The following is a 21,383-nucleotide window of genomic DNA, read 5'->3' on the forward strand; positions in this document are numbered from 1 at the left end:
GCCCCCTGTGGAAATTAAGATCGGCGTTCAGAACGTTGGCCGCGAAATTGTCCTGGAGTCAAATGATGATGCAGACTCAGTGGCCAAGGTCGTCCAGGAAGCTATCAGCAACGGCGGCGAACTGCGTCTGAAGGATGACAAAGGACGCCTGATCATTGTTCCCGGCAAGGCACTGGCGTATGTGGAAATTGGCGCCGAAGAGGTCCGTCGCGTAGGTTTCGGCCAGTTCTAGCCCCAGGCACCGCTGAAGGGCGGGCATTCCAAGGAGAGCCATGCTTTCGCTGACCATCGTGGTGCTGGTGACGGCCGCCGCAGGTTTTATCGTCTGGGCCAACGACAAGCGGCACACAAAATACGGAGTAGTCCTTCCCGCAGCCGTTAGCGTGGGTGTCGGAGCTGTCAGTTGGATCATCCTGATGGCTGCGGGCTTTGGCTACCGGCCGGGAATGACGTGGCTTCCGTGGGTCCTGCCCATGGTTCTGGGGGCGGCCGCGGCGGTTGCTGTGGTCCTCTACCTGGGCCGCACAAGGGCCAGGCATGACCTGGAACGGCTTACTCAGGCCCTGAAGCTCTAGCCGAACTACTACTGTGACCACTGCCCCAGGGCGGTGGTCACAGGCAGTTAAGAGCTGGCAGGGTGCCTCTCCGGCTCAGGAACTGCCTGGAGCGCGGCTGCAGCTTCACGCACTGCTTCGGCCGCGCCCACGTCGCGGGCAGTGACCTCTCCCCCGGCGTCGTGGGAGGTGTAGCGGAGGAATACCCGGTTGTACCGCCAGTCCAGGTCAGGATGGTGGTTATGTTCCTCGGCGAGGCGCCCGACGGCGGCAATCAGCTCGAGTGCGGCAGCCGCCGTCGGCAGCTTGTACACGGTCACCAGCGCACCCCCGCGGTACCGCCAGTCCGGCAGGACAGCCAACGCGTCCTCGAGCCGCTCGGGAGAAAGAACGTCCTTGCCGGCCATAGCTGCTCCTCGCCTGATGGTCGGCGTCCGCGGCAGCGGGAGCGGGCTACAGGAACTCGGCCCGGCCCTCCATGGCCGACGACGCCAGTGCGTGTTCGCGGCGCGGGATCCTGCCGGCCGCTTTCGCCAGCCTACCGGCGATCACCGCGTGTTTGAAGGCCTCCCCCATCAGGGCAGGATTTTGGGCGCGGGTCACGGCAGTGGCCAGCAGCACGGCGTCGCACCCCAGCTCCATGGCCAGGGCCGCGTCCGAGGCAGTGCCGATGCCGGCGTCCAGAACCACCGGAACTGCGGCGCGGGACACGATCAGCTCGATGTTGTGCGGGTTCAGGATGCCAAGTCCGGTGCCGATGGGCGCCCCGAGGGGCATCACTGCGGTGGCCCCGAGGTTCTCGAGCCGCAGCGCCAGGACGGGATCGTCGTTGGTGTATGCGAAGACCTTGAAGCCCCTGTTGACGAGTTGTTCCGTAGCGTCCACCAGTTCGACGGCGTCCGGCAACAAAGTCTGTTCGTCGGCGATGACTTCAAGCTTCACCCAGTCGGTTTCCAGCGCCTCACGGGCCAGTTCGGCGGTCAGCACGGCGTCCCGCGCCGTGAAGCAGCCTGCCGTGTTGGGCAGCACGCGGATGCCGTGGTCCACGAGCAGATGGAAGAGTGAGCCCGTTTCCGCGGTGGAATACCGCCGCATGGCCACCGTGGTCAGTCCCGTGCCTGACGCCAGGAGGGCTGCCCCCAGGCCGTCCAGGCTGGGCGCGCCGCCGGTGCCCATGATGAGCCGGGAAGTCAGTGCGACGCCGTCAATCACCAGCGGATCGTCGTGGCCGGCCAGGCTTGTGGTGGTGATGGTTTCGGTCATGGTGTCAGCCTCCCTGCACTGCCGTGACGAGCTCGACTTCGTCGCCGTCCGCGAGCGCAGTGGCAAACCACTGGCTGCGCGGCACTACCTGTGAATTGTGCGCCACGGCCATGCCAAGTTTCCGGCCGTCAGCAGCCTGGCCGCTGGCAGCGAGGGGGCGCCCGGTGACCTGGCTGACGAGCACGGTGATGGAGGCACCCTCGGGCACAACGTGCCGGGTTCCGTTCAAGGTGATGTTCATGCTGTTTCCTTAATGGGCGGTGTGTTGAGCAGGCGGGCAGGAGTGCGGGCACCTGGCTTGGCGGAAAAGCGGCCCGGGTTGAAGACAGCCCAGCGGGGGTCCTGATGCCCGTCCAGAAGTTCCCGGCAGACCGCGGCGGCCGCCGGCGCCAGCAGGACTCCGTGGCGGAAGAACCCGGTGGCGATGATGAGGCCGGCAATGTGGTGCCCGGGTTCCCGCCCAGCTTCCGCACCAGCCACGGGAACCCGCCCCAGCAGCGGCGCGTTGTCCGGAGTTCCGGGGCGGGCCCGGGCCGTGGATTCCAGCAGTTCGAGTTCGGCGACGGCGGGAACCAGCACCTGCGCATCGCGGAGGAGCCGGTACACGCCCCCGGCGGAAACGGCATCCATGGCCGAAGGCGCATCCTCACGCTGGGTCGCCCCGATCACCACCGTCCCGTCCCGGCGTGGCACGATGTAGACCGGAACGCCGTGCACCAGCCCGCGGACGGTGGAGGTCACCAGGGGCTGCAGGTGCCGCGGAACTGTAAGGCGCAGGATGTCCCCGTGGACGGGCCGCAACGGCAGGTACAGGTTTTCGGGCAGTGCTTCCAGTGCTGCCGCGTGCAGCCCGTTCGCCACCACCGTTTCGGCGGCCAGCACAGTTCCCCCGCCCGCCAGGCCTACGCCGGCCACAGCTCCGTCCTGCCACAACAGCCCGGCCGCCCGGGCCAGGACCGCGTAATCGTCGACGGCGCCAGCTGCTGGAGTGCCGCGTCCTGCGGCTCCGCTCTTGATCCCGCCTTCGTCCCCCGTGCCGTCGCCTGCCAGGGCGGCCTGGAGGCAGGCCACCAGCAGCCGCGGATCCACCTGGTGGTCTGCCGGGGTGTCCAGCGCGCAGGCAATCCCGGGGCTGAGCAGGGGCTCCCGCTTCCGTGCTTCGCGGACGGTAAGCAGGTCAACGGAGAGGCCGTTTGCCTGCTGGACTGCCCGGAGGTCCATAAAGGCCCGGCGATCGGCGGCGTCGGCACCCACGGCGAGGGTCGGCGTCGTGATGTATCCCGGATCTGCCCCTGACGCAGCCGCAAGGCCGGCGGCGAAAGCCGGCCAGCGGGCCGAGGCGTCCAGCATGAATGCCAGGAGATCCTCCTCCTGGTAGTGCAGCTCGCTCACCGGAGCCAGCATCCCGGCGGCAGCCCAGCTGGCACCCGTACCCGGTGCGTCGTCGATGACCACCACTGTGCGGCCGGAGCGCCTCGCCTCCCAGGCGATGCTGTGGCCGATGACTCCGCCACCGATTACTGCTACATCGGCCTGGATGATGCCGTCAGCGAGCCTGGGCGGGCTGCCTGAAAGGCCGTCAGATGGTACGCGCATGTGTCTCCTTCCCTACGCCGGCATTAACCGGATCAGGTCAAGCGGTCGGCTCTCACGCCCTCTCAGCCCGGCGCTTTGTGACAGCTGCCGCGGGCTCCCGCAGTACGAGGCCAGTGTAGAGGAACTAGGCTTTTCACCATGAATGTGTCCCGAACCCCTGCCGCCGGCACCGACGTCCTCAGCAGTGCCAAGGTCAGCAACGGCCTCAGCGCTGCCCGTCTCTACCTCTGCACGGACTCCCGCAGGGACCGCGGCGACTTCGGCCAGTTCGTGGATGCGGCGTTTGCCGGCGGGGTGGACATCATCCAGCTCAGGGACAAGTCCATCGAGGCAGCCGAGGAGCTGGAGCTCCTGGCCGTCCTCAAGGAGGCGGCAGAACGGCACGGCCGGCTGTGGGCGGTCAACGACAGGGCGGACATCGCTATACTGTCCGGCGCGCCGGTATTCCACATCGGCCAAAAAGACCTGCCCCTGGACGCTGCGCGAACCTTGCTCAACGGCAACGCCGCCATTGGCCTTTCCAGCCACACCCCGGTGCAGGTGGACGCCGCCCTCGCTGCCGCCGCGGCCCCCGCCGGGCTGGACTACTTCTGCGTCGGCCCCGTCTGGGCAACCCCCACCAAGCCCGGGCGGGCAGCCGTCGGGCTCGAGCTGGTGCGATATGCCGCCGAAGCTGCGCGCTCAGGGCTGGATGGACAGCCCGACGGCGGTGTTCCCTGGTTTGCGATCGGCGGCATCGACCAGAGCAACGTGGAGCAGGTGGTGGAAGCGGGCGCCCGCCGGATTGTGGTGGTCCGCGCCATTACTGAAGCCAGCGATACCGCAGCCGCCGCGGCGTCGCTGCTCGCCGCCCTGGACGCCCCCAATTCCTGACGACTCCCATCTCCGAAGGAGCGGAACCCGGGGCGACGGTCACCACGGCACTCCGGGCCCGGCGCCTGCACTATGGCGAGAATTCGGGCTAGGCTGATTTTCGTGTCACACCATCGGCTGGGTCCCAACGTCCACGAGCACACGAACGCGCTCGAGGATGCTCTGGGCGCCCTGCGGACCGAGCTTGAGCTGCCCGGCACCTACCCTGAGGAGGCGGTGGCTGACGCGAAAGCGGCAGTTGAGTCCCTGCAGCTCCCTGACCAGGACCTCACCGGCGTCGACTTCATCACCATCGATCCGGCGTCGTCCACGGACTTGGACCAGGCGCTGTTTATTGAAGCCGAAGACGACGGCTACCACGTGCTGTACGCGATCGCGGATGTCCCCGCCTTTGTGAACCCCGGCGGGCCCCTGGACGCGGAAACGCGACGGCGGGGCCAGACCTTCTATGCTCCCGATGGGCGGATCCCGCTGCATCCGGAGGTGATCAGCGAAGAGGCCGGCAGCCTCCTCCCCGGCCAGGACTGTTCTGCCTTTGTCTGGGACTTCCGCCTGGACAGCGCCGCCGAGGTGAAGTCGGTGACGGTGAAACGGGCCACGATGCGCAGCCGCGCGAAGCTCAGCTACAAAGGGGTGCAGGCTGAGCTCGACGCCGGCACCGCCCCGCCCGTACTGCAGCTCCTTAAAGAGGTGGGGCTCAAGCGCGTGGAACTGGAACGGGTCCGCGGCGGTGCGAGCCTGAACATGCCGGAACAGGAGATTGTCCAGCTTCCCGACGGCGGCTACCGGATTGCCGCCGCTCCCCAGCTTCCGGTGGAGGACTGGAACGCCCAAATATCCCTCATGACAGGGATGGCGGCGGCTCAGCTCATGCTGGCAGGGAAGGTGGGCATCCTGCGGACCATGCCGGCCCCGGATGAGCGCTCCCTGAACCACTTCCGGCTGCAGACCGAGGCTCTTGGCAAGCCCTGGGACGGCGAAGTCAGTTACGGCGAATACCTGCGCAGCCTGGACCCCACCGAACCCCGCCAGCTGGCCATCATGCACTCGGCCGGCATGCTGTTCAGGGGCGCCGCCTACACCGCCTTTGACGGCTCCGTGCCGGAGGACGCTGACCAGTCGGCCATCGGCGCCGCCTATGCCCACACCACCGCGCCGCTGCGCCGCCTGGTGGACCGCTTTGTGCTGGTGATCTGCGAGGCCTTGAGCAACGGCGGCCACGTGCCGGGGTGGGCGCGGGACGCCCTTCCAACCCTGCCCGAGATCATGGCCGGATCCGACCAGCTCGCGTCACGGATGGAGCGCATGGCCCTGGATACCGTGGAGGCGGCCCTGCTGGTCAACCACATCGGGCAGGAATTCGAGGCGATCGTGATCTCCGGGTCAAAACCGCAAAAAGAGAACGGCAAAAACGGCAACGGCAACGGCAACGGGAAGAACGGCAACGGCAACGGCGGTTCGGGGATTATCCAGATCGCTGACCCCGCCGTGACTGCCCGGTGCGCCGGCGAACTGGAGTCCGGAACCAAGGTCCGGGTCCGCCTGGTCTCCTCGGATATCGCGACGAGGGAAGTCCATTTCGAGCTCGTGGAGTAGTGGCGCAGTAGGGCCACCGGGCTGCAAAAGCCGGGAATTGGGGTGTCTGCGGCTAGACTGAAGGAGTAGAAATGGATGCCCGGTCGTTGATTTCCTTGATTTGAAACCAACAAGCCCGCCCCTACGCGATCTTGAGATACACCCGTTGGTCACCAGTGCCAGCATTTAGATAGCCCGCGATCGGCTTCCACTGGAATTGCGTGTGCGCCCGAGCGTGCTCCGGAACAGCCTTGCGGCCGGCCCGTTGAGCAGGCAGCGCCATTGCCCAAATGAATAAGGAAACTCCACCGTGAGTGAATTGCATACCCACCAGCTTCTGACCGACGAGTCCGGCACTGAAGTTCTCGAGCCCGAAGAAACCATCATCTCGGACGAGAAGCCCCACGAGATCGAGGAGAAATCCTTCGCGGACTACAACGTCCGGGCCGACATCGTGGAATCCCTGGCCGACGCCGGGATCACCCACCCCTTCCCCATCCAGGCCATGACCCTGCCGGTTGCCCTGTCCGGCCACGACATCATTGGCCAGGCCAAGACCGGTACCGGCAAGACCCTGGGCTTCGGCATCCCCGCCCTCCAGCGCGTAGTGGGGCAGGACGACCCCGGCTACGAGAAGCTGGCCGTCCCCGGCGCCCCGCAGGCCCTGGTCATCGTGCCCACCCGTGAACTCGCGGTGCAGGTGGCCAACGACCTGCAGACGGCGTCCCGGAAACGCAACGCCCGCATCGCCACCATCTACGGCGGCCGCGCCTACGAGCCCCAGGTAGAGGCATTGACGAAGGGCGTCGAGGTTGTGGTCGGTACCCCCGGCCGCCTGATCGACCTCTACAAGCAGAAGCACCTCGTGCTCAAAAACGTCAAGATGGTCATCCTCGACGAGGCCGACGAAATGCTCGACCTCGGCTTCCTGCCCGATGTCGAAACCCTCATCGCCGGCACCCCGGCCGTCCGCCAGACCCTGCTGTTCTCCGCCACCATGCCCGGCCCGGTCATCGCCATGGCCCGCCGCTACATGACGCAGCCCACGCACATCCGCGCCGCAGATCCCGACGACGAGGGCCTCACCAAGCGCGACATCCGCCAGCTCATCTACCGTGCGCACAGCATGGACAAGATCGAAGTTGTCGCCCGCATCCTGCAGGCCCGGGGCCGGGGCCGCACCATCATCTTCACCAAGACCAAGCGCACGGCCGCGAAGGTAGCCGAGGAACTCGTGGACCGCGGCTTCGCCGCCGCCGCCATCCACGGCGACCTGGGCCAGGGCGCGCGCGAACAGGCGCTGCGCGCCTTCCGCAACAACAAGGTGGACGTCCTGGTGGCCACCGACGTCGCCGCCCGCGGCATCGACGTCGACGACGTCACCCACGTGATCAACTACCAGTGCGTTGAAGACGAAAAGATCTACCTGCACCGCGTTGGCCGCACCGGCCGTGCCGGCAACAAGGGCACCGCCGTCACCTTCGTGGACTGGGACGACATGCCCCGCTGGGGCATGATCAACAAGGCCCTCGGCCTGAGCGTCCCGGAGCCCGTGGAAACCTACTCCTCCTCGCCGCACCTCTTCGAGGAGCTGGACATTCCGGCGGGCACCAAGGGCCGCCTGCCGCGTGACAAGCGCACCCTCGCCGGCGTTGACGCCGAGGTCCTCGAAGACCTGGGCGAAACCGGGAAGAAGAACAGCCGTAGCGGCCATGACAGCGGGCCCTCCCGGGAACGTGACGGCCGGGACCGCACCAGCCGCGGCCGCGACAACAGGGGCGGAAACCGCGACGGCGGCCGCACCGGCGGTGACTCCGCGGGCCGCACCGGCGAGCGCCGTCGTCGTACCCCCGATTCAGCAGCAGCCCCCGCTGCTGCCGGCGACGCACCCGCTGCAACCTCGACGGCGACCGAGGACGAGCAGCCTTCGCGCGCCCGCCGCTCCCGGACGCGTACCCGCCGCCGCAACGGCGAGGTAGTAGCCGGCAGCGACACAGCAGCGCAGCCTGGCAGCACCGAGGCCTAATACCCTTTATGACTGACACCGTCTGGGCGCCGGACGGCAGCAGCCTGGTGGTTCACGCAGACAATGCGGAGTTCCTCCCGTCGCTGCCGGACGGCGCCTTCACACTGATATACGTGGATCCGCCGTTCAACACCGGCCGGCCCCAGCAGCGCCAGCAAACCACCATGGTGGCCAACGCCGGCGGCACCGGCGACCGTGTAGGTTTCAAGGGACGCTCCTACGACACCATCAAGGGCGCCCTGCACCGCTACGACGACGCATTCAGCGACTACTGGTCCTTCCTGGAACCACGGCTGGTGGAGGCCTGGCGCCTGCTGGCCGAGGACGGCACGCTGTACCTGCACCTCGACTACCGCGAAGTCCACTATGCCAAGGTGATGCTGGACGCCATCTTCGGGCGGGAATGCTTCCTGAACGAGATCATCTGGGCCTATGACTACGGTGCCCGCGCGAAGAACCGCTGGCCCACCAAGCACGACAACATCCTGGTGTATGTGAAGAACCCGGCGAAGTACCACTTCGACAGCGCCGAGGTGGACAGGGAACCCTACATGGCGCCCGGGCTTGTCACCCCCGCCAAGCGCGAACTGGGCAAGCTGCCCACGGATGTCTGGTGGCACACCATCGTCTCCCCCACCGGCAAGGAAAAAACCGGCTACCCCACCCAGAAACCGGAGGGCCTGGTTCGGCGGGTAGTGGCAGCCTCAAGCCGGCCGGGCGACTGGTGCCTCGACTTCTTCGCCGGTTCCGGCACGCTGGGCGCCGTCTCCGCGAAACTGGGGCGGAAATTCGTGTGCGTGGACGAGAACCAGCCTGCCATCGACATCATGGCCAAACGCCTCGGTGCCTCCGCCGAGTTCACCTCGTTCCCGCCCAATTAGGTAGCAGCAAGTGTCGTTTTGACCGCTCATAACGACACTTAGTGCTATCTGGTTAGGGAAGGCGGGCGGAGGTCAGGGGCGGACGACGGCGGTCCCGGTCGCCATGTCTTCGATCCGGGCAAGGACCTCAGGCTCCGTCAGGTTTTCCCCGAGCAGGTTGGGCTTCCCGGTCCCGTGGTAGTCGGATGATCCGGTGATCAGCAGGTCATGCTTGGCGGCGAGCCGGCGCAGGAACCCGCGGCCCTCCTCCGGATTGTCACGGTGGTCGATCTCCAGGCCGGCCAGCCCGGCGTCGATCATCTCCTGGTAGACCCGCTCGCCCACGATGCGGCCCCGGGAGGAAGCCACCGGATGGGCAAACACCGGCACGCCCCCTGCAGCGCAGACCAGTTCGACGGCGGTGGCCGGGTCCGGCGCGTAGTGCTGGATGAAGTAGCGGGACCGGGAGGTGAGGATGGATGCGAACGCCTCGGACCGGTCCTCCACCACACCTGCGGCCACGAGCGCGTCGGCGATGTGCGGCCGTCCAAGGGTGGCACCCGGCGCCACATGATGGATGACGTCGTCCCAGGTGAGCGGATAGTCCTCGGCGAGCAGGGTGACCATCCGCTCGGCGCGGGTCTGCCGGGCATCCTTGGCCTTGGTGATCTCCTCCAGCAGCCCCGCATGTCCGGGGTCATGCAGGTAGCTCAACAGGTGGACACTGATCCCTTGCTCCGTCCGGCACGAAACCTCCATGCCGGGCACCAGCGCAACGCCGTGCTCCACCGCAGCAGCCGACGCTTCCACCCAGCCAGAGGTGGAATCGTGGTCGGTCAGCGCCACCACATCCAGCCCGGCACGGGCTGCCGACGCCATCACGTCGGCGGGCTTTTCCGTGCCGTCGGAAACATTGGAGTGGGCATGCAGGTCAATCCTCACCTCCCCAGCCTAGTAGACCGCCGCTCCCGCGTTCATGCGGGTATTCGCACAAGGCTTCGCGCTGGTGAGACGATGGTGCCGTGAACGATGCCGATAACACCCAAAATTCTGCTTCCCAGCCCTTGGAAGAGCGAGTTAACAACCGCTCCCAGCGGCCCAGTTCCGACGCCTTCAAGGCCTTTATGGCCAGCAATTGGGCGCCCTCCAGCCAGGAACTTCCGGCGCGCGACGCCGTTGCCAGCCACGCCGCAACCCGGCGCAGGGCGATCTCCGACCAGTTCAAGGGCGAACGCCTGGTCATCCCGGCCGGACCGCTGAAGGTCCGCTCCAACGACTGCGACTACCGCTTCCGGCCGCACTCGGGCTTCGCGCACCTTACCGGGCTTGGCCTTGACCACGAACCGGACGCTGTCCTGATCCTGGAGCCCGCCGAAGAAGGAAAGGGCGACGACGGCGGCAACCACCGCGCCACGCTCTACTTCCGGCCGCTCGCCGGCCGGGATACCGAACAGTTCTACGCCGACTCCCGTTCCGGCGAGTTCTGGATCGGCGCGCGTCCCACGCTGGCCGAGTTCGAGGCCCGCCTGGGCCTTGCCACGGCACACATCGACCAGCTCGAAACGGCCATCACCAAGAATGTGGGCGCCCCTGAGATCGGCGGCATTTCCATCCGCCTGGTGCGCAAGGTGGACGAAAACATCGACGCCCTCGTGGACACCGCCCGGTACAACACGGCGAAAGACCCCGACAACCTGGACCTCGCCGTCCTCGATGCCCTCGACGAAAAGCTCAGCGAAGCCCTCTCCGAGCTGCGCCTGCTCAAGGATGAGTGGGAGATCGAGCAGATGAAGCTCGCAGTCGCCGCCACCGTCGAAGGGTTCGAGGAAGTTGTCAAGGCCCTGCCCCGGGCTCTGACGCACGTCCGCGGCGAACGCGTCGTGGAGGGCGCCTTCTTCGCCCGTGCCCGCGAGGTGGGCAACGAGCTGGGCTACGACACCATCGCGGCCTCGGGCAACAACGCCACCGTCCTGCACTGGACCCGCAACACCGGAAGAATCAACGCCGGCGAGCTCCTGCTGCTGGACGCCGGTGTGGAAGCGGATTCACTGTACACCGCCGACATCACGCGGACCCTGCCGGCAACCGGGGTATTCTCCGACGTCCAGCGCAAAGTGTATGAGGCTGTGCTGGACGCCGCAGATGCCGGTTTCGCCGCCGCGCAACCCGGCACACGGTTCCGCGACATCCACACCGCCGCCACTACCGTCCTCGCCGAGCGCCTCGCGGAATGGGGGCTCCTGCCGGTCAGTGTCGAAGAGGCGATCAGCCCGGAAGGCCAGCAGCACCGCCGCTGGATGCCGCACGGAACCAGCCACCACCTGGGCCTCGATGTCCACGATTGCGCCCAGGCCAAGCGCGAGCTGTACCTTGACGGCATCCTTACCGAAGGCATGGTGTTCACCATCGAACCGGGCCTGTACTTCAAGGAAGAGGACCTGGCCATCCCCGCTGACTACCGAGGCATCGGGGTGCGCATTGAGGATGACATCCTGATGACCGCTGAGGGTCCGGTGAACCTGAGCACCGCCCTGCCGCGCAAGGCGGAAGACGTGGAGAACTGGATGGCCGGCATCTACCGCGAAGCGGAGGGCGCACACTAGCCACAAGCAAAAAGCGGGGCCACCGAAAATTTCGGTAGCCCCGCTTTTGCTTTGTGCTTGCCTGCCCGCAATTACTGCCGGAAGTCGTCCGGCCGCTGATCGTCCACGGGCCGCTGGTCTGCAGGCTGCCCGCCGTCGGCCTGTCCCGCCGAATGCCGCGCCGGAGCGTGCGGCGCCGGACCCTGCTGGCCTTCTGCTGCCTCGCCGCCTTCGGCATCAGGCTGCGGGGGAATCCGGACGCCGTACTGGGGCCGGCCATCCGGCAGGTCGGGGTAACGCACCGCCCGCGCCGGTGCCTGCGCGGGCTGCTGCTGGGCGCCGGCGTCGGGCTGCTGCCCGGCGGGCGCCCCGTAAGCGGGGTTCTCCTGCACTGAAGAGCCCGACGACTGGTTAGTTGGGGACTGGCCGTAAGGGTCATTCCAGCCGGACGGGCGGGCAGGACCCTGGCCCGGATGCTGGTACGGCTGGTTCTGGTAGTCGCGCTGCGTGTAGGGACCGTTGCCCGCCGCCGCGTCCGAGCGGGTCATCGGCAGCTGCTGCAGCAGCCGGCGCGCCTCGTGCGCAGCCTCCGGCGAGACGACGACGTCGTAGCTGGTGGCCACCACCTGGCTCGTGGAGGTGAAGTCACGCTTCCCGCGCTGCATGGCGTAGGTGACGATGCCGAAGAGCATAAAGAACGCCGCACCCATCAGCACGGACGTCAGGATCGAGAAGTACCCCGGTGACGGCGCGAAGAAGGAGAGCATAACGCCCACAAAGAGGCCGAACCACATGCCGCTCAGCGCACCGGAGAGAGCAACGCGCGGGTAGCTCAGGCGCCCAGTGACCCGCTCCACCATCTTCAGTTCGTTGCCCACGATGGACACCATGTGGACCGGAAACTGCTGGTCCGCGAGGTAGTCCACAGCCTTCTGCGCGTCCAGGTACGAAGTGTAGGAGCCGACGGTGTCGCCTGTGGGGACCGCGCGGGCTTCGTCCACGCCGTTCGGCCCGCCAGCCTTGGGAGCACCAAAAATGTTTGCCATAGTCCCATTCTTGCCCATGTCTATGTGTGCTGCCTGTAAATTCAGCTAAAAGAGAGCAGACTCGGTAGCCTGTAGGAGTGAGCACAACACCTACCCGCGTCTTCGTGGCGCGCCTACTGGGCCTGGACGTCTTCGACCCTCTGGGCGACCGGCTGGGCCGGCTGCGCGATGTTGTTGTGCTCTCCCGCGGTACCCAGGGTGCCCCGCACGTGGTGGGCATCGTGGTGGAAGTTCCCGGGAAGAAGCGGGTCTTCGTTCCCATGACCCGGATCACCTCCATCGACCAGACCCAGGTCATCTGCACCGGCCTCGTCAACCTGCGCCGCTTCGAGCAGCGCGGCGCCGAAACCCTGGTTGTCGCCGAGATGTTCGACCGCCGTGTCACGCTCCGGGACGGCAGCGGTGATGCCACCATCGAAGACATTGCCATGGACCAGCACCGCTCCCGCGACTGGTTCGTCAGCAAGCTCTTTGTCCGCCGGGGTCATTCCCTCTCGCCCTTGAGCCGGCTGCGCCGTAACGAAACCCTCATCATCGACTGGGCTGACGCCCTGCAGGGCCCCCGGACCGAGCCGCAGGCCGCCACCCAGTTCGTGGCGAACCACGAAGACCTCAAGCCCGCGGACTTCGCCGAGGCACTCCAGGAGATGAGCGACAAGCGCCGCTTCGAGGTGGCCAGCGAGCTGCAGGATGAGCGCCTGGCTGACGTCCTCCAGGAGTTGCCTGAGGATGACCAGGTGGAGATCCTCTCCGCCCTTGACGTCCAGCGCGCCGCCGACGTGCTCGAGGAAATGGACCCCGACGACGCCGCCGACCTCCTCGGCGAGCTCCCCTCCGCCCAGGCAGAGGAACTGCTCCAGCTGATGGAGCCCGAGGGCGCAGAGGACGTCCGGCGCCTGCTGGAATACGACGAGGACACCGCCGGCGGCCTGATGACCCCGGTACCCGTCATCCTGCCGCCCGAGGCTACGGTGGCCGAGGCGCTGGCCCACGTTCGCCGTGAAGAACTCTCCCCCGCGCTTGCCTCGTCCATTTTTATTACCAGGCCTCCGTTGGAGACTCCCACGGGGCGCTTCCTGGGCGTCGTCCACATCCAGCAGCTGCTCCGGTACCCGCCGTTCGAGCCGCTGGGGAACCTGGTGGACAAGAACCTCGAGCCGCTGTCCGACCAGGCCCACATCAGTGAAGTGGCACGGACCCTGGCTACCTATAACCTGAACTCCCTCCCGGTGGTCAACGACACTGGCCGGCTTGTGGGGGCGGTGACTGTTGATGACGTTCTGGATCATCTGTTGCCGGATGACTGGCGCGCCCATGATGGCGAAGCTCCGATAAGAAGGCTTGGTGGCCGCATTGGCTGACAGCAGCGCTCCGAAGAACCCCAACCAGCGGCTGCCCGCCAAGGCGGCGGCGAAGGGCAGCCTGGACACGCCCCTCAGCGGCCGGCAGCGGATCCTGCCAAAGTTCTCCCCGGATCCGGATGCCTTCGGCCACGCCACGGAAGGCTTTGCCCGCTTTATGGGCACGCCAACGTTCCTGGTCTACATGACGGTCTTTGTCGTCGTCTGGCTGGTTTGGAACACGTGGGCACCGCTGGCCTGGCAGTTCGATTCCCGCGATCTGGGTTTCACCCTGCTGACCCTGATGCTGTCCCTGCAGGCGTCCTATGCTGCTCCGCTGCTGCTGCTGGCCCAGAACCGCCAGGATGACCGTGACCGCGTCTCGCTGCAGCAGGACCGCCAGCGCGCCGAACGCAACCTGTCAGACACCGAGTACCTGACCCGGGAATTGGCTTCCCTGCGGATCGCGTTGCGGGAGGTGGCGACACGCGACTACGTCCGTGCGGAGCTGCGCTCGCTCCTCGAAGACGTGCTGGAAGCCCAGGAGGAGCTCCGGACCCACGACCCTTCCGGGCAGGGGCAACACGAATCACCCCGGGACAAGGTGAAGGAAAAACTCAAGGAACAGCGTGACCGGCAGCGGAACCCACGTACCCAGCAGATCCCCCGGGTCAAGCCCGGGCACTCCACCCAGGACCGCTAAGGAGCCCACCCATCAATAACACCTCGCTGGCCGGGGCGGTCAATGCCGCCCTGGCCACGGTCATCGATCCCGAACTTCGCCGCCCCATCACCGAGCTGGGCATGGTGGAGTCCGTTGACGTGTCCGACGACGGCAAGGTCAGCCTGGTTGTCCTGCTCACCATCTCCGGTTGCCCGCTCCGGGACACCATCACCGCCGACGCAACCAAGGCATTGCTGGCAGTACCGGGAGTGGCCGCCGTCGACGTCGAACTGAAGGTGATGACGCAGGAACAGCGTAATGCCCTCAAGGAGCTGCTGCGCGGCGCCGGGGGCCAGCGCGGCATCCCCTTTAACGAGCCCACCTCCCTCACCAGGGTCTACGCGGTGGCCAGCGGCAAGGGCGGCGTGGGAAAGTCTTCCGTGACCGTCAACCTCGCCTGTGCCCTGGCCGCACAGGGGCTGCGCGTCGGTATTGTGGACGCCGACGTCTACGGCTTCTCCGTTCCGGCCCTGATGGGCATCAGCCAGGCGCCCACCCGCGTGGACGACATGATCCTTCCCCCGGTCGCGTACGGCGTGAAGGTGATCTCCATCGGGATGTTCGTCAGCGGCAACCAACCCGTGGCCTGGCGTGGGCCCATGCTGCACCGGGCCCTCGAACAGTTCTTGACGGATGTCTATTTCGGCGACCTGGACGCACTGTTCCTGGACCTGCCGCCCGGCACCGGCGACATTGCCATCTCCGTGGCTCAACTGCTGCCCAAAGCCGAGATCCTGGTGGTCACCACGCCGCAGGCTGCAGCGGCCGACGTCGCCGAAAGGGCCGGCGCCATCGCCACCCAGACAGGGCAGTCCGTGGCCGGCGTTATCGAGAACATGTCCTACCTGGAAATGCCCGACGGCGGCAGGATGGAACTGTTTGGAAGCGGCGGCGGGGCGGTCCTCGCCGAACGGCTGACGGCCACCGTCGGCGCCGACGTGCCGCTCCTGGGGCAGATCCCGCTGGACATCCAGCTGAGGGAGGGCGGCGACGCTGGGGTACCGATTGTCCTCGGCAAGGCCGGAACACCGGCAGCGGAAGCGCTTTCGAACATTGCCGGGAGGCTGGCCGCCAAGCCGCGGGGCCTGGCGGGCATGAAGCTGGGGCTGCAGCCCCGCTGAGGATTCCCCTCGCCAGGGGCTTCTGAACCTGCCCGGCTAGGTGGCTTCTGTGTCGAAAGGGGCGGCTTCGCCCGCCGGAAGTGTCTGAAGCACCCGCTCAGGCCGCTTCGGAGCGGCGGTGTCAGCCCCCGCTACGGCAGCAGCCCCGGCGACAGCCGCAACAGCAGCAGGCGCACCGGCACTGACGGGTTTGGTGTCATCGTCCAAGAGCGCTTCTTTGATGATGCGCCGGGGATCGTACTGGCGGGGGTCGTACTTCTTCCAGTCGACATCGTCGATGTCGATCCCCACTTCTTCCTTGATCTGTTCGCGCGCGCCGGAGGCCATCCGGCGGACTTCCTTGACCAGGTTGGCCAGTTTCTGCGTGTATTCGGGCAGCCGCTGGGGGCCGATCACGAGGACGCCAATGATCAGCAGAAGAAAGAACTCCGGGCCGTTGATTCCAAACACTTTAGGAAGATTACCCTCTCCGGGCTGCCAGTGACGATTCCCGTCCGCAAGCGGCGGGAACTGTGCGGTTTACTGGGTAAAAAGGGCCACGATCTTGTTCACGCCACGCTGCAGGCGCGCCTCCACCGACTCGGGGTCCCGTGCCCGGCGCTCCTCCGGCACTTCCGCCGTAATACCCTCCCCCGCCTGCTCGCTGAGCCGCCGCAGGATGGGCACGGCGTCGTCAGCCTGTTCGGCGGGGAGGTCGGAAACATAGGTAAAGGTGCGGCCCTGTGTCCGGTAGGTGGCGGACCAGGGCGAGGACCCCAAAATCTGCAACGGCGGGCCTGGCTGTCCCTCACCTGGATCACCTGGTGTGCCGGCAGCGGGGTTGTGCCGTTCAGTGACGGTGGCGTAGTGCGTCCCGTCGGAGAGCTTCAGTTCGACGGCGGGGCTGCCCTCGAGCACCATGGCCTTTGCCGACTCAAGGTGGAATCCCATCGCCCTGAGCTCGGGGCACACCCAGCCCTCCGAGCGCAGGCCAGAGAGCCGTTCGGCACTCAGGGTCCGGCCGTCGGCCGGGGTTTGTGCAGAGATTTGAGCGAGGGTGGACGCTGTTGCAACATCTGCCGGGAGCGGCTCACCGGCCACGGCGAAAGCACCGGCAGCGAGCACACCGGCCGCGGCAACGGTGCTCCCGGCCGTCAGGGCAAGCACCCGGACTGCGGCCCGGGGAGCCGGGCGATGCGGGACAGTTACTGGTGGCTGGGCTGCCAGATCCTGGGTCCTGGCCAAAAGCCGGGCGGTCAGGTCATCACTTGCCGGCGGAATGGGCGCGTCCCGCAGCCGCTCCAGGTACTGGCGCTCCCGGCGCACGGCAGAAGCGCATTCACGGCAGGACTGGAGATGGCTTGCGGTGCGCTGATGCGAGCGGCCAAGCGGGAACTGGGGCCTCATGCGCCGTTCAGAGGATGCCGGCAATGCGCGGCAGTGACAGTTTGGGCCTCGACTGCTTCGGCCGCGGGTCACGGTGGGCCAGCTTTTCACGGAGCATCGTGCGGCCACGGTGGATGCGGGAGCGCACAGTGCCGAGCTTGACGCCCAGGGCAACAGCCACCTCGTCGTAGGACAAACCTTCAAGGTCGCAGAGAACCACAGCGGCCCGGAAGTCGGGCGGGAGTTCTTCGAGCGCGGCCTGGACGTCGAGGTCCAGGTTGTTCAGCTCGAAGCTCTGCTCAGGCCCGGGTTCCCGCCCCGGGATCCTCGATTCGGCGTCCTCCGCAAGGGCGTCAAACCGGATACGGGTTTTCCGCCGCGCCTGGTCAAGGAAGAGGTTGGTGGTGATGCGGTGCAGCCAGCCGTCCAGCGTTCCGGGCTTGAAATTTTCCAGCGACCGAAAGACGCGGACGAACACCTCCTGGGTGAGGTCTTCGGCGTCGTACTTGTTCCCGGTCAGGCGGTAGGCCAGCCGGTACACCTTGGCGGAGTGGTTGGTCACCACTTCTTCCCAAGTGGGGCGGACCCACTCGGTCTCGGGATTATTTGCTGCAGGGACAGGTGCCACAACTGATGATGACATCGTCCACTCCCCTCGTGGAATGCTAACGCCCGGACACTGGTGACATAGCTGATTCGGCGCCGACCACCCTATGGATGAGCGGATAATAATCATTTCAAACTTGGCTGGGAATTTCCTGACTGCAGGGAAACTTCAGCCGTGGGCGCAACAGCCCGCCTCCCCGGCTGTTGCCCGGCGACACAGTAGGCTGTAGAGGACACTCCCCTGCCGCCCAGAAAGCGAAAATCCATGAGCGCCGACAAGTCCACCAGCTGGTCCTATGCAGAAGATCTGCCCGCTGAGGATGAGGTCATGCTGCGGGCGCGGGAGCGGTCTTTCGAACTGGGCGTTACAGCCATCGGGCCGGGCGTCGGCGCTGTACTGACCGTGCTGGCAGCGTCATCCAAGGCGCAGACCGCCGTGGAGATTGGAACCGGCGCCGGCGTTTCGGGCGTATGCCTGCTCCGCGGCCTTGGTCCGCACGCTGTCCTCACCACAATCGACGTGGACGTCGAACATCTCAAAGCCGCCCGGGAAGCTTTTTCGGAGGCTGGCAGCCCTGCCAACCGGACGCGGACCATCTCCGGCCGCGCCGGCGATGTCCTGCCGCGCCTCACGGACAGGGCCTACGACCTGGTGTTCATCGACGCTGACAAGCCGGGTCTTCCCGGTTACGTGGAGCAGGCCATCCGGCTCCTGAAGCCTGCCGGGTTGCTGATCATCAATGATGCACTGGACAAGGACAAGGTAGCCAACCCTGCCGGCCGTGAGGCCACCACTGTGGTCCTGCGCCAGGTGGGGAAGGGCATCCGCGACGACGACAGGCTGGCTTCGGCCATGCTTCCCACCGGCGACGGCCTGCTGGTAGCAGTCAAAAAATAAGACAGGATCCGCAGCCCGAAGGCTTGCGGACCCTGTCCTGCACGATTATTCGGTGACGCCGACCAGGCATTCCTTGAGGTTGGCCGCTTCGGCAGCATTCAGTTCGACCACCAAGCGCCCGCCGCCTTCGAGCGGGACGCGCATGATCAGGCTGCGGCCCTCCTTGGTGACTTCCATTGGGCCGTCGCCGGTGCGTGGTTTCATAGCCGCCATGAGGAATTCCCCTCCATTTAGTCCCAGGACTGATCAGCCCGGGTGGGCTGTGTCCGCATGTAGATCAAGCTGCCACAGCGGAGTGGATGTACACCGCCGGTGCTGCACGTACTCTTAATGCTTTTTGTCCTTGCTTACCTACCATTATCGCGGAATTACCCGTCCGTAGCTAATCGATGGACATTTGCGGGCGGGTCCAATTTGCACTCTGACCTGCACGGAAGCCGGAATTTCTACGGCGGATAATCCCCGCCACCGGGCAGCTGCGCCCATGCCCACAGCCACACGATCCACACAATCTGCAACAGCACGAACATCACCACCACGGTTCCCCGGTAAGCCCTGGACCGGGAGAGGAGCGCGGCGCCCAGCGCCAGCGGGAAAAGCGGCAGCAGCATACGGAACGTACTTGTCTGCGGGAGGAGGAACATCACGAGGTAACCCATGTAGCAGGCGCACCACAGGCGGAGTTCGACGCCGAGCCGGACCACCGGCGGCAGGCCCAGCATCGCACCGAAGAGCGCCACAAAAACAAAAGGCGCCAGCACTCCGAGCACCGGGCCGAAGAGGTCGACGCCGGTGTCGAACCAGGGTTTGAACAGCACCAAATCGTGGCCCCGCCACGCCGTTTCAGTCTTGGTGTAGGCCTGGATGTCCCCCGTGGCCGCCCATGCTGCCGCGGGCCACGCCAGGGCCGAGAGGCACGCCACTGCCGTGAGGGCGGTAAGGGCCGCCAGGTCCCGGACCGAATGCGGATCTGCGTCCCGGCCCCGGAAGCGCTGCACCAGCCCATGGATCAGAAGGAGCCCCAGCATGGCCGCGAACGGAACGCCCACCGGACGCGAGAGACACAGCACCACGACCACCGGAATGGCCCACAAGTACTGCCGCCGGACTACCAACAGCAACGAGGCCGCGAGCAGCAGCAGTGACAAGGGCTCCGCGTACGGCACCTGGAGCACCGCGGACACAGGGAAAGTAGCGAAGAACGCCACCGCCCACAGTGAAGGTCCGTGTGCAGCCTTGTGCCGGAAGAGCACGTAGACCACCAGCGCGGCAGCCAGGCCGGACAGCATGGCGATAATGGTCAGCGAGGCAGCAGGGGCCAACCCCGTCAGCCTGCTGAGCCCCCCTGCCAGGGACGGGTACAAGGGATAGAAGGCCCACGTATTTTCCTGGACATTGCCCGCGCCATCAAGGGGAAGGGTGGTGGGATAGCCCTCGGCGATCACCCTGCCGTACCAGCGCGCGTCCCAGATGTTGATGAAGTTCCAGTAATCGGGCTTGGCCGGAAACCAGGGGTTGAGCCCCTGGTGCAGGGCGGCGGCCATAAAAATTCCGGCGCTGATGAGCCGTGCCGTGACGTAGATGGCCGAGACCTGCAGCCACCAGGGCCAGCCGCGGACCGTTTCCCGGGAGCGGAGCGCGAGCGCCTGGAGGGACGCTGAAACTCCTGTTCCCCGACGGGTGGCGGTACTCAAGCCCGGTCCTCCCCTGCCCCGGAATCTTCCCCGGTATGCCCGCCGGCCTCAGCCGCCGGTGCTTCCGCATGCGTTCCGGTCCTGGCGGACGGCCCCGCCTCTTCTACGGCCTGCAGCCGGGCCTTCAGGGTTTCCACTTCATGCCGGCTGGCCGCAAGCTGGTCCCTCAGCTCATCGAGCACCTGGTCCACCTGGTCCATCCGGTAGCCCCGCAGTCCCAGGGCAAACCGCACTCGGTCCACGTCCTGGGGCGCAGCATTGGCCGGCAAAAGGACCGGCGGGAGGTTGGCCGGGGGCTGTTCAAGACCGGCGTCCAGCAGGGCAGGCAGCGCACGGCCGCCCGGCTTGCCCGAACGGCCCCCGGCGCTGGCCCATAGGACGGCGCCGATCAGCACCACGGCGAGGAAGACCAGGAAAAAAGTCACTACCCCATCGTGCCAGACCCGGCCGCGTTCGCTACTCCGGGCGCTGTTCGCCGTTCAGTGAGGGGGTGACGCCCTCGTGGAGCACCCGGTCCACCGCTTCCGCAGGATCATCCACTACCTGGATGAGGTCCAGGTCCTTTTCGGACACCATGCCCTCAGATACCAGGGTTCCCCTGATCCAATCGATCATCGGGCCCCAGAAGTCGACGCCCAGCAGCACGATCGGGAAGGATGTTACCTTCCGGGTCTGTACCAGGACCATGGCCTCGAAGAGTTCGTCGAGAGTGCCAAGGCCGCCCGGCAGGACGATGAAGCCCTGCGCGTACTTGACGAACATGGTCTTACGGGCGAAGAAGTAACGGAAGTTGATGCCCAGGTCCACCCACTGGTTTAAGCCCTGCTCAAACGGCAGCTCGATGCCGAGTCCCACTGACACCCCGTTGCCCTCAACAGTGCCGCGGTTGGCCGCTTCCATGGACCCCGGGCCGCCTCCGGTAATGACTGCAACGCCGGCCTCCGCAAGCTTCCGCCCCACCTCGACGCCCATCTCGTAGTACGGGCTTCCGGGTTTGGTCCGGGCCGAACCGAAAACGCTGACGGCCGGGCCGAGGTCGGCGAGCGCCCCAAAGCCCTCCACGAATTCGCTTTGGATCCTCAGCACCCGCCACGGATCGGTGTGCACGAACTGCCCGGGCCCCTTGGTATCAAGCAGATGCTGGTCGGACATCTCCACCGACGCCTGCTTGCGGCGAAGTTCGAGGGGTCCTTTACGGCGCGGCTGGGTGTTTTTGGCCGGATCTGCACTGATGCTCATTCCCCAAGGCTAACCTGCCGG

The 21,383-nt window shown here is 66.4% G+C and carries 24 protein-coding genes and 1 riboswitch; of the genes, 11 read left to right on the forward strand and 13 right to left on the reverse strand.

The features are described 5' to 3' along the window. Positions 1–7 precede the first annotated feature (7 nt). Positions 8–232, forward strand: coding sequence for a DUF3107 domain-containing protein (locus tag CXQ88_RS01525; protein WP_104042400.1), 225 nt, complete (start codon positions 8–10; stop codon positions 230–232). A 40-nt stretch (positions 233–272) separates the two neighbouring features. Continuing rightward, positions 273–575, forward strand: a complete 303-nt coding sequence (locus CXQ88_RS01530; RefSeq protein ID WP_104042401.1) for a hypothetical protein — start codon at positions 273–275, stop codon at positions 573–575. Between the two features lie 47 nt (positions 576–622). Here the strand turns inward: CXQ88_RS01530 and CXQ88_RS01535 are convergent, their stop codons facing one another. From CXQ88_RS01535 to CXQ88_RS01550, 4 genes are all read right to left on the reverse strand, one after another. After that, the gene (locus CXQ88_RS01535; protein ID WP_104042402.1) at positions 623–961 is read right to left on the reverse strand and encodes a 4a-hydroxytetrahydrobiopterin dehydratase; all 339 of its coding nucleotides are present in this window, start codon (positions 959–961) and stop codon (positions 623–625) included. Positions 962–1,007: 46 nt separating this feature from the next. Next, positions 1,008–1,817 (reverse strand): thiazole synthase, encoded by an 810-nt coding sequence (locus CXQ88_RS01540; RefSeq protein ID WP_104042403.1) that lies wholly within the window; start codon positions 1,815–1,817, stop codon positions 1,008–1,010. Positions 1,818–1,821: 4 nt separating this feature from the next. Next, complete coding sequence (gene thiS, locus CXQ88_RS01545) at positions 1,822–2,058, reverse strand: sulfur carrier protein ThiS (protein WP_104042404.1); 237 nt, start codon at positions 2,056–2,058, stop codon at positions 1,822–1,824. Next, positions 2,055–3,413 carry an FAD-dependent oxidoreductase gene (locus tag CXQ88_RS01550; RefSeq protein WP_104042405.1) on the reverse strand — a complete coding sequence of 453 codons (1,359 nt, stop codon included), beginning with the start codon at positions 3,411–3,413 and terminating at the stop codon, positions 2,055–2,057. Before CXQ88_RS01550 ends, thiS begins: the two co-directional genes overlap by 4 nt. After that, positions 3,406–3,524, reverse strand: a riboswitch (TPP riboswitch). Its footprint overlaps the gene before it by 8 nt. Before the next feature lie 27 nt (positions 3,525–3,551). Here CXQ88_RS01550 and thiE point away from each other — a divergent pair. The 4 genes from thiE to CXQ88_RS01570 all read left to right on the forward strand — a co-directional run bounded on the left by thiE (position 3,552) and on the right by CXQ88_RS01570 (position 8,768). Then, entirely contained in the window at positions 3,552–4,286 is a 735-nt protein-coding gene (gene thiE / locus CXQ88_RS01555) for a thiamine phosphate synthase (protein ID WP_104042406.1), read from the forward strand. A gap of 102 nt (positions 4,287–4,388) precedes the next feature. Further along, on the forward strand, positions 4,389–5,882 hold the full coding sequence (locus CXQ88_RS01560; protein ID WP_104042407.1) for an RNB domain-containing ribonuclease: 1,494 nt from the start codon (positions 4,389–4,391) through the stop codon (positions 5,880–5,882). Between the two features lie 289 nt (positions 5,883–6,171). Further along, positions 6,172–7,887, forward strand: a complete 1,716-nt coding sequence (locus CXQ88_RS01565; RefSeq protein WP_104042408.1) for a DEAD/DEAH box helicase — start codon at positions 6,172–6,174, stop codon at positions 7,885–7,887. Positions 7,888–7,895: 8 nt separating this feature from the next. Then, positions 7,896–8,768, forward strand: a complete 873-nt coding sequence (locus CXQ88_RS01570) for a DNA-methyltransferase (RefSeq protein WP_104042409.1) — start codon at positions 7,896–7,898, stop codon at positions 8,766–8,768. A 72-nt stretch (positions 8,769–8,840) separates the two neighbouring features. Here the strand turns inward: CXQ88_RS01570 and CXQ88_RS01575 are convergent, their stop codons facing one another. Further along, positions 8,841–9,689: a PHP domain-containing protein gene (locus tag CXQ88_RS01575; protein WP_104042410.1), complete on the reverse strand. Its 849-nt coding sequence runs from the start codon at positions 9,687–9,689 to the stop codon at positions 8,841–8,843. Between the two features lie 80 nt (positions 9,690–9,769). Here CXQ88_RS01575 and CXQ88_RS01580 point away from each other — a divergent pair, with 80 nt between their 5' ends. Continuing rightward, positions 9,770–11,350 carry an aminopeptidase P family protein gene (locus CXQ88_RS01580; protein ID WP_104042411.1) on the forward strand — a complete coding sequence of 527 codons (1,581 nt, stop codon included), beginning with the start codon at positions 9,770–9,772 and terminating at the stop codon, positions 11,348–11,350. A 71-nt stretch (positions 11,351–11,421) separates the two neighbouring features. Here CXQ88_RS01580 and CXQ88_RS01585 read toward each other — a convergent pair whose 3' ends face one another. Next, the gene (locus tag CXQ88_RS01585) at positions 11,422–12,375 is read right to left on the reverse strand and encodes a general stress protein (RefSeq protein WP_104042412.1); all 954 of its coding nucleotides are present in this window, start codon (positions 12,373–12,375) and stop codon (positions 11,422–11,424) included. Positions 12,376–12,452: 77 nt separating this feature from the next. Here CXQ88_RS01585 and CXQ88_RS01590 point away from each other — a divergent pair, with 77 nt between their 5' ends. Genes CXQ88_RS01590 through CXQ88_RS01600 form a run of 3 tightly spaced genes read left to right on the forward strand, consistent with a single transcriptional unit; the run spans position 12,453 to position 15,560 of the window. Further along, positions 12,453–13,736 (forward strand): magnesium transporter MgtE N-terminal domain-containing protein, encoded by a 1,284-nt coding sequence (locus CXQ88_RS01590; RefSeq protein WP_104042413.1) that lies wholly within the window; start codon positions 12,453–12,455, stop codon positions 13,734–13,736. Next, positions 13,720–14,418 carry a DUF1003 domain-containing protein gene (locus tag CXQ88_RS01595; protein ID WP_258061645.1) on the forward strand — a complete coding sequence of 233 codons (699 nt, stop codon included), beginning with the start codon at positions 13,720–13,722 and terminating at the stop codon, positions 14,416–14,418. Before CXQ88_RS01590 ends, CXQ88_RS01595 begins: the two co-directional genes overlap by 17 nt. Positions 14,419–14,429: 11 nt before the next feature. After that, complete coding sequence (locus CXQ88_RS01600; protein WP_104042415.1) at positions 14,430–15,560, forward strand: Mrp/NBP35 family ATP-binding protein; 1,131 nt, start codon at positions 14,430–14,432, stop codon at positions 15,558–15,560. A 36-nt stretch (positions 15,561–15,596) separates the two neighbouring features. On the opposite strand, the gene CXQ88_RS01605 is transcribed toward CXQ88_RS01600, so the two are convergent. The 3 genes from CXQ88_RS01605 to sigE form a co-directional block, all read right to left on the reverse strand. Then, positions 15,597–16,010, reverse strand: coding sequence for a Sec-independent protein translocase TatB (locus CXQ88_RS01605; RefSeq protein WP_104042416.1), 414 nt, complete (start codon positions 16,008–16,010; stop codon positions 15,597–15,599). 69 nt (positions 16,011–16,079) lie between these two features. Beyond that, positions 16,080–16,946: an anti-sigma factor gene (locus CXQ88_RS01610; RefSeq protein WP_258061646.1), complete on the reverse strand. Its 867-nt coding sequence runs from the start codon at positions 16,944–16,946 to the stop codon at positions 16,080–16,082. Positions 16,947–16,953: 7 nt separating this feature from the next. After that, positions 16,954–17,568, reverse strand: coding sequence for an RNA polymerase sigma factor SigE (sigE, locus tag CXQ88_RS01615; protein ID WP_104042418.1), 615 nt, complete (start codon positions 17,566–17,568; stop codon positions 16,954–16,956). Between the two features lie 228 nt (positions 17,569–17,796). On the opposite strand from sigE, the gene CXQ88_RS01620 reads away from it, so the two are divergent. Then, positions 17,797–18,429 (forward strand): O-methyltransferase, encoded by a 633-nt coding sequence (locus tag CXQ88_RS01620; RefSeq protein WP_104042419.1) that lies wholly within the window; start codon positions 17,797–17,799, stop codon positions 18,427–18,429. 45 nt (positions 18,430–18,474) lie between these two features. On the opposite strand, the gene CXQ88_RS01625 is transcribed toward CXQ88_RS01620, so the two are convergent. The 4 genes from CXQ88_RS01625 to CXQ88_RS01640 all read right to left on the reverse strand — a co-directional run bounded on the left by CXQ88_RS01625 (position 18,475) and on the right by CXQ88_RS01640 (position 21,362). Then, a complete protein-coding gene (locus CXQ88_RS01625) occupies positions 18,475–18,642 on the reverse strand; it encodes a DUF3117 domain-containing protein (RefSeq protein WP_009357720.1) in 168 nt (55 codons plus the stop codon). 233 nt (positions 18,643–18,875) lie between these two features. Further along, positions 18,876–20,123, reverse strand: a complete 1,248-nt coding sequence (locus CXQ88_RS01630) for a hypothetical protein (protein WP_104042420.1) — start codon at positions 20,121–20,123, stop codon at positions 18,876–18,878. Continuing rightward, positions 20,120–20,548, reverse strand: a complete 429-nt coding sequence (locus tag CXQ88_RS01635; protein WP_104042421.1) for a DivIVA domain-containing protein — start codon at positions 20,546–20,548, stop codon at positions 20,120–20,122. Before CXQ88_RS01635 ends, CXQ88_RS01630 begins: the two co-directional genes overlap by 4 nt. Before the next feature lie 31 nt (positions 20,549–20,579). Beyond that, entirely contained in the window at positions 20,580–21,362 is a 783-nt protein-coding gene (locus CXQ88_RS01640; RefSeq protein ID WP_104042422.1) for a TIGR00730 family Rossman fold protein, read from the reverse strand. Between the last annotated feature and the right edge of the window lie 21 nt (positions 21,363–21,383).

This window comes from Arthrobacter sp. ZGTC412 (assembly GCF_002929215.1).
Classification (GTDB): domain Bacteria; phylum Actinomycetota; class Actinomycetes; order Actinomycetales; family Micrococcaceae; genus Arthrobacter.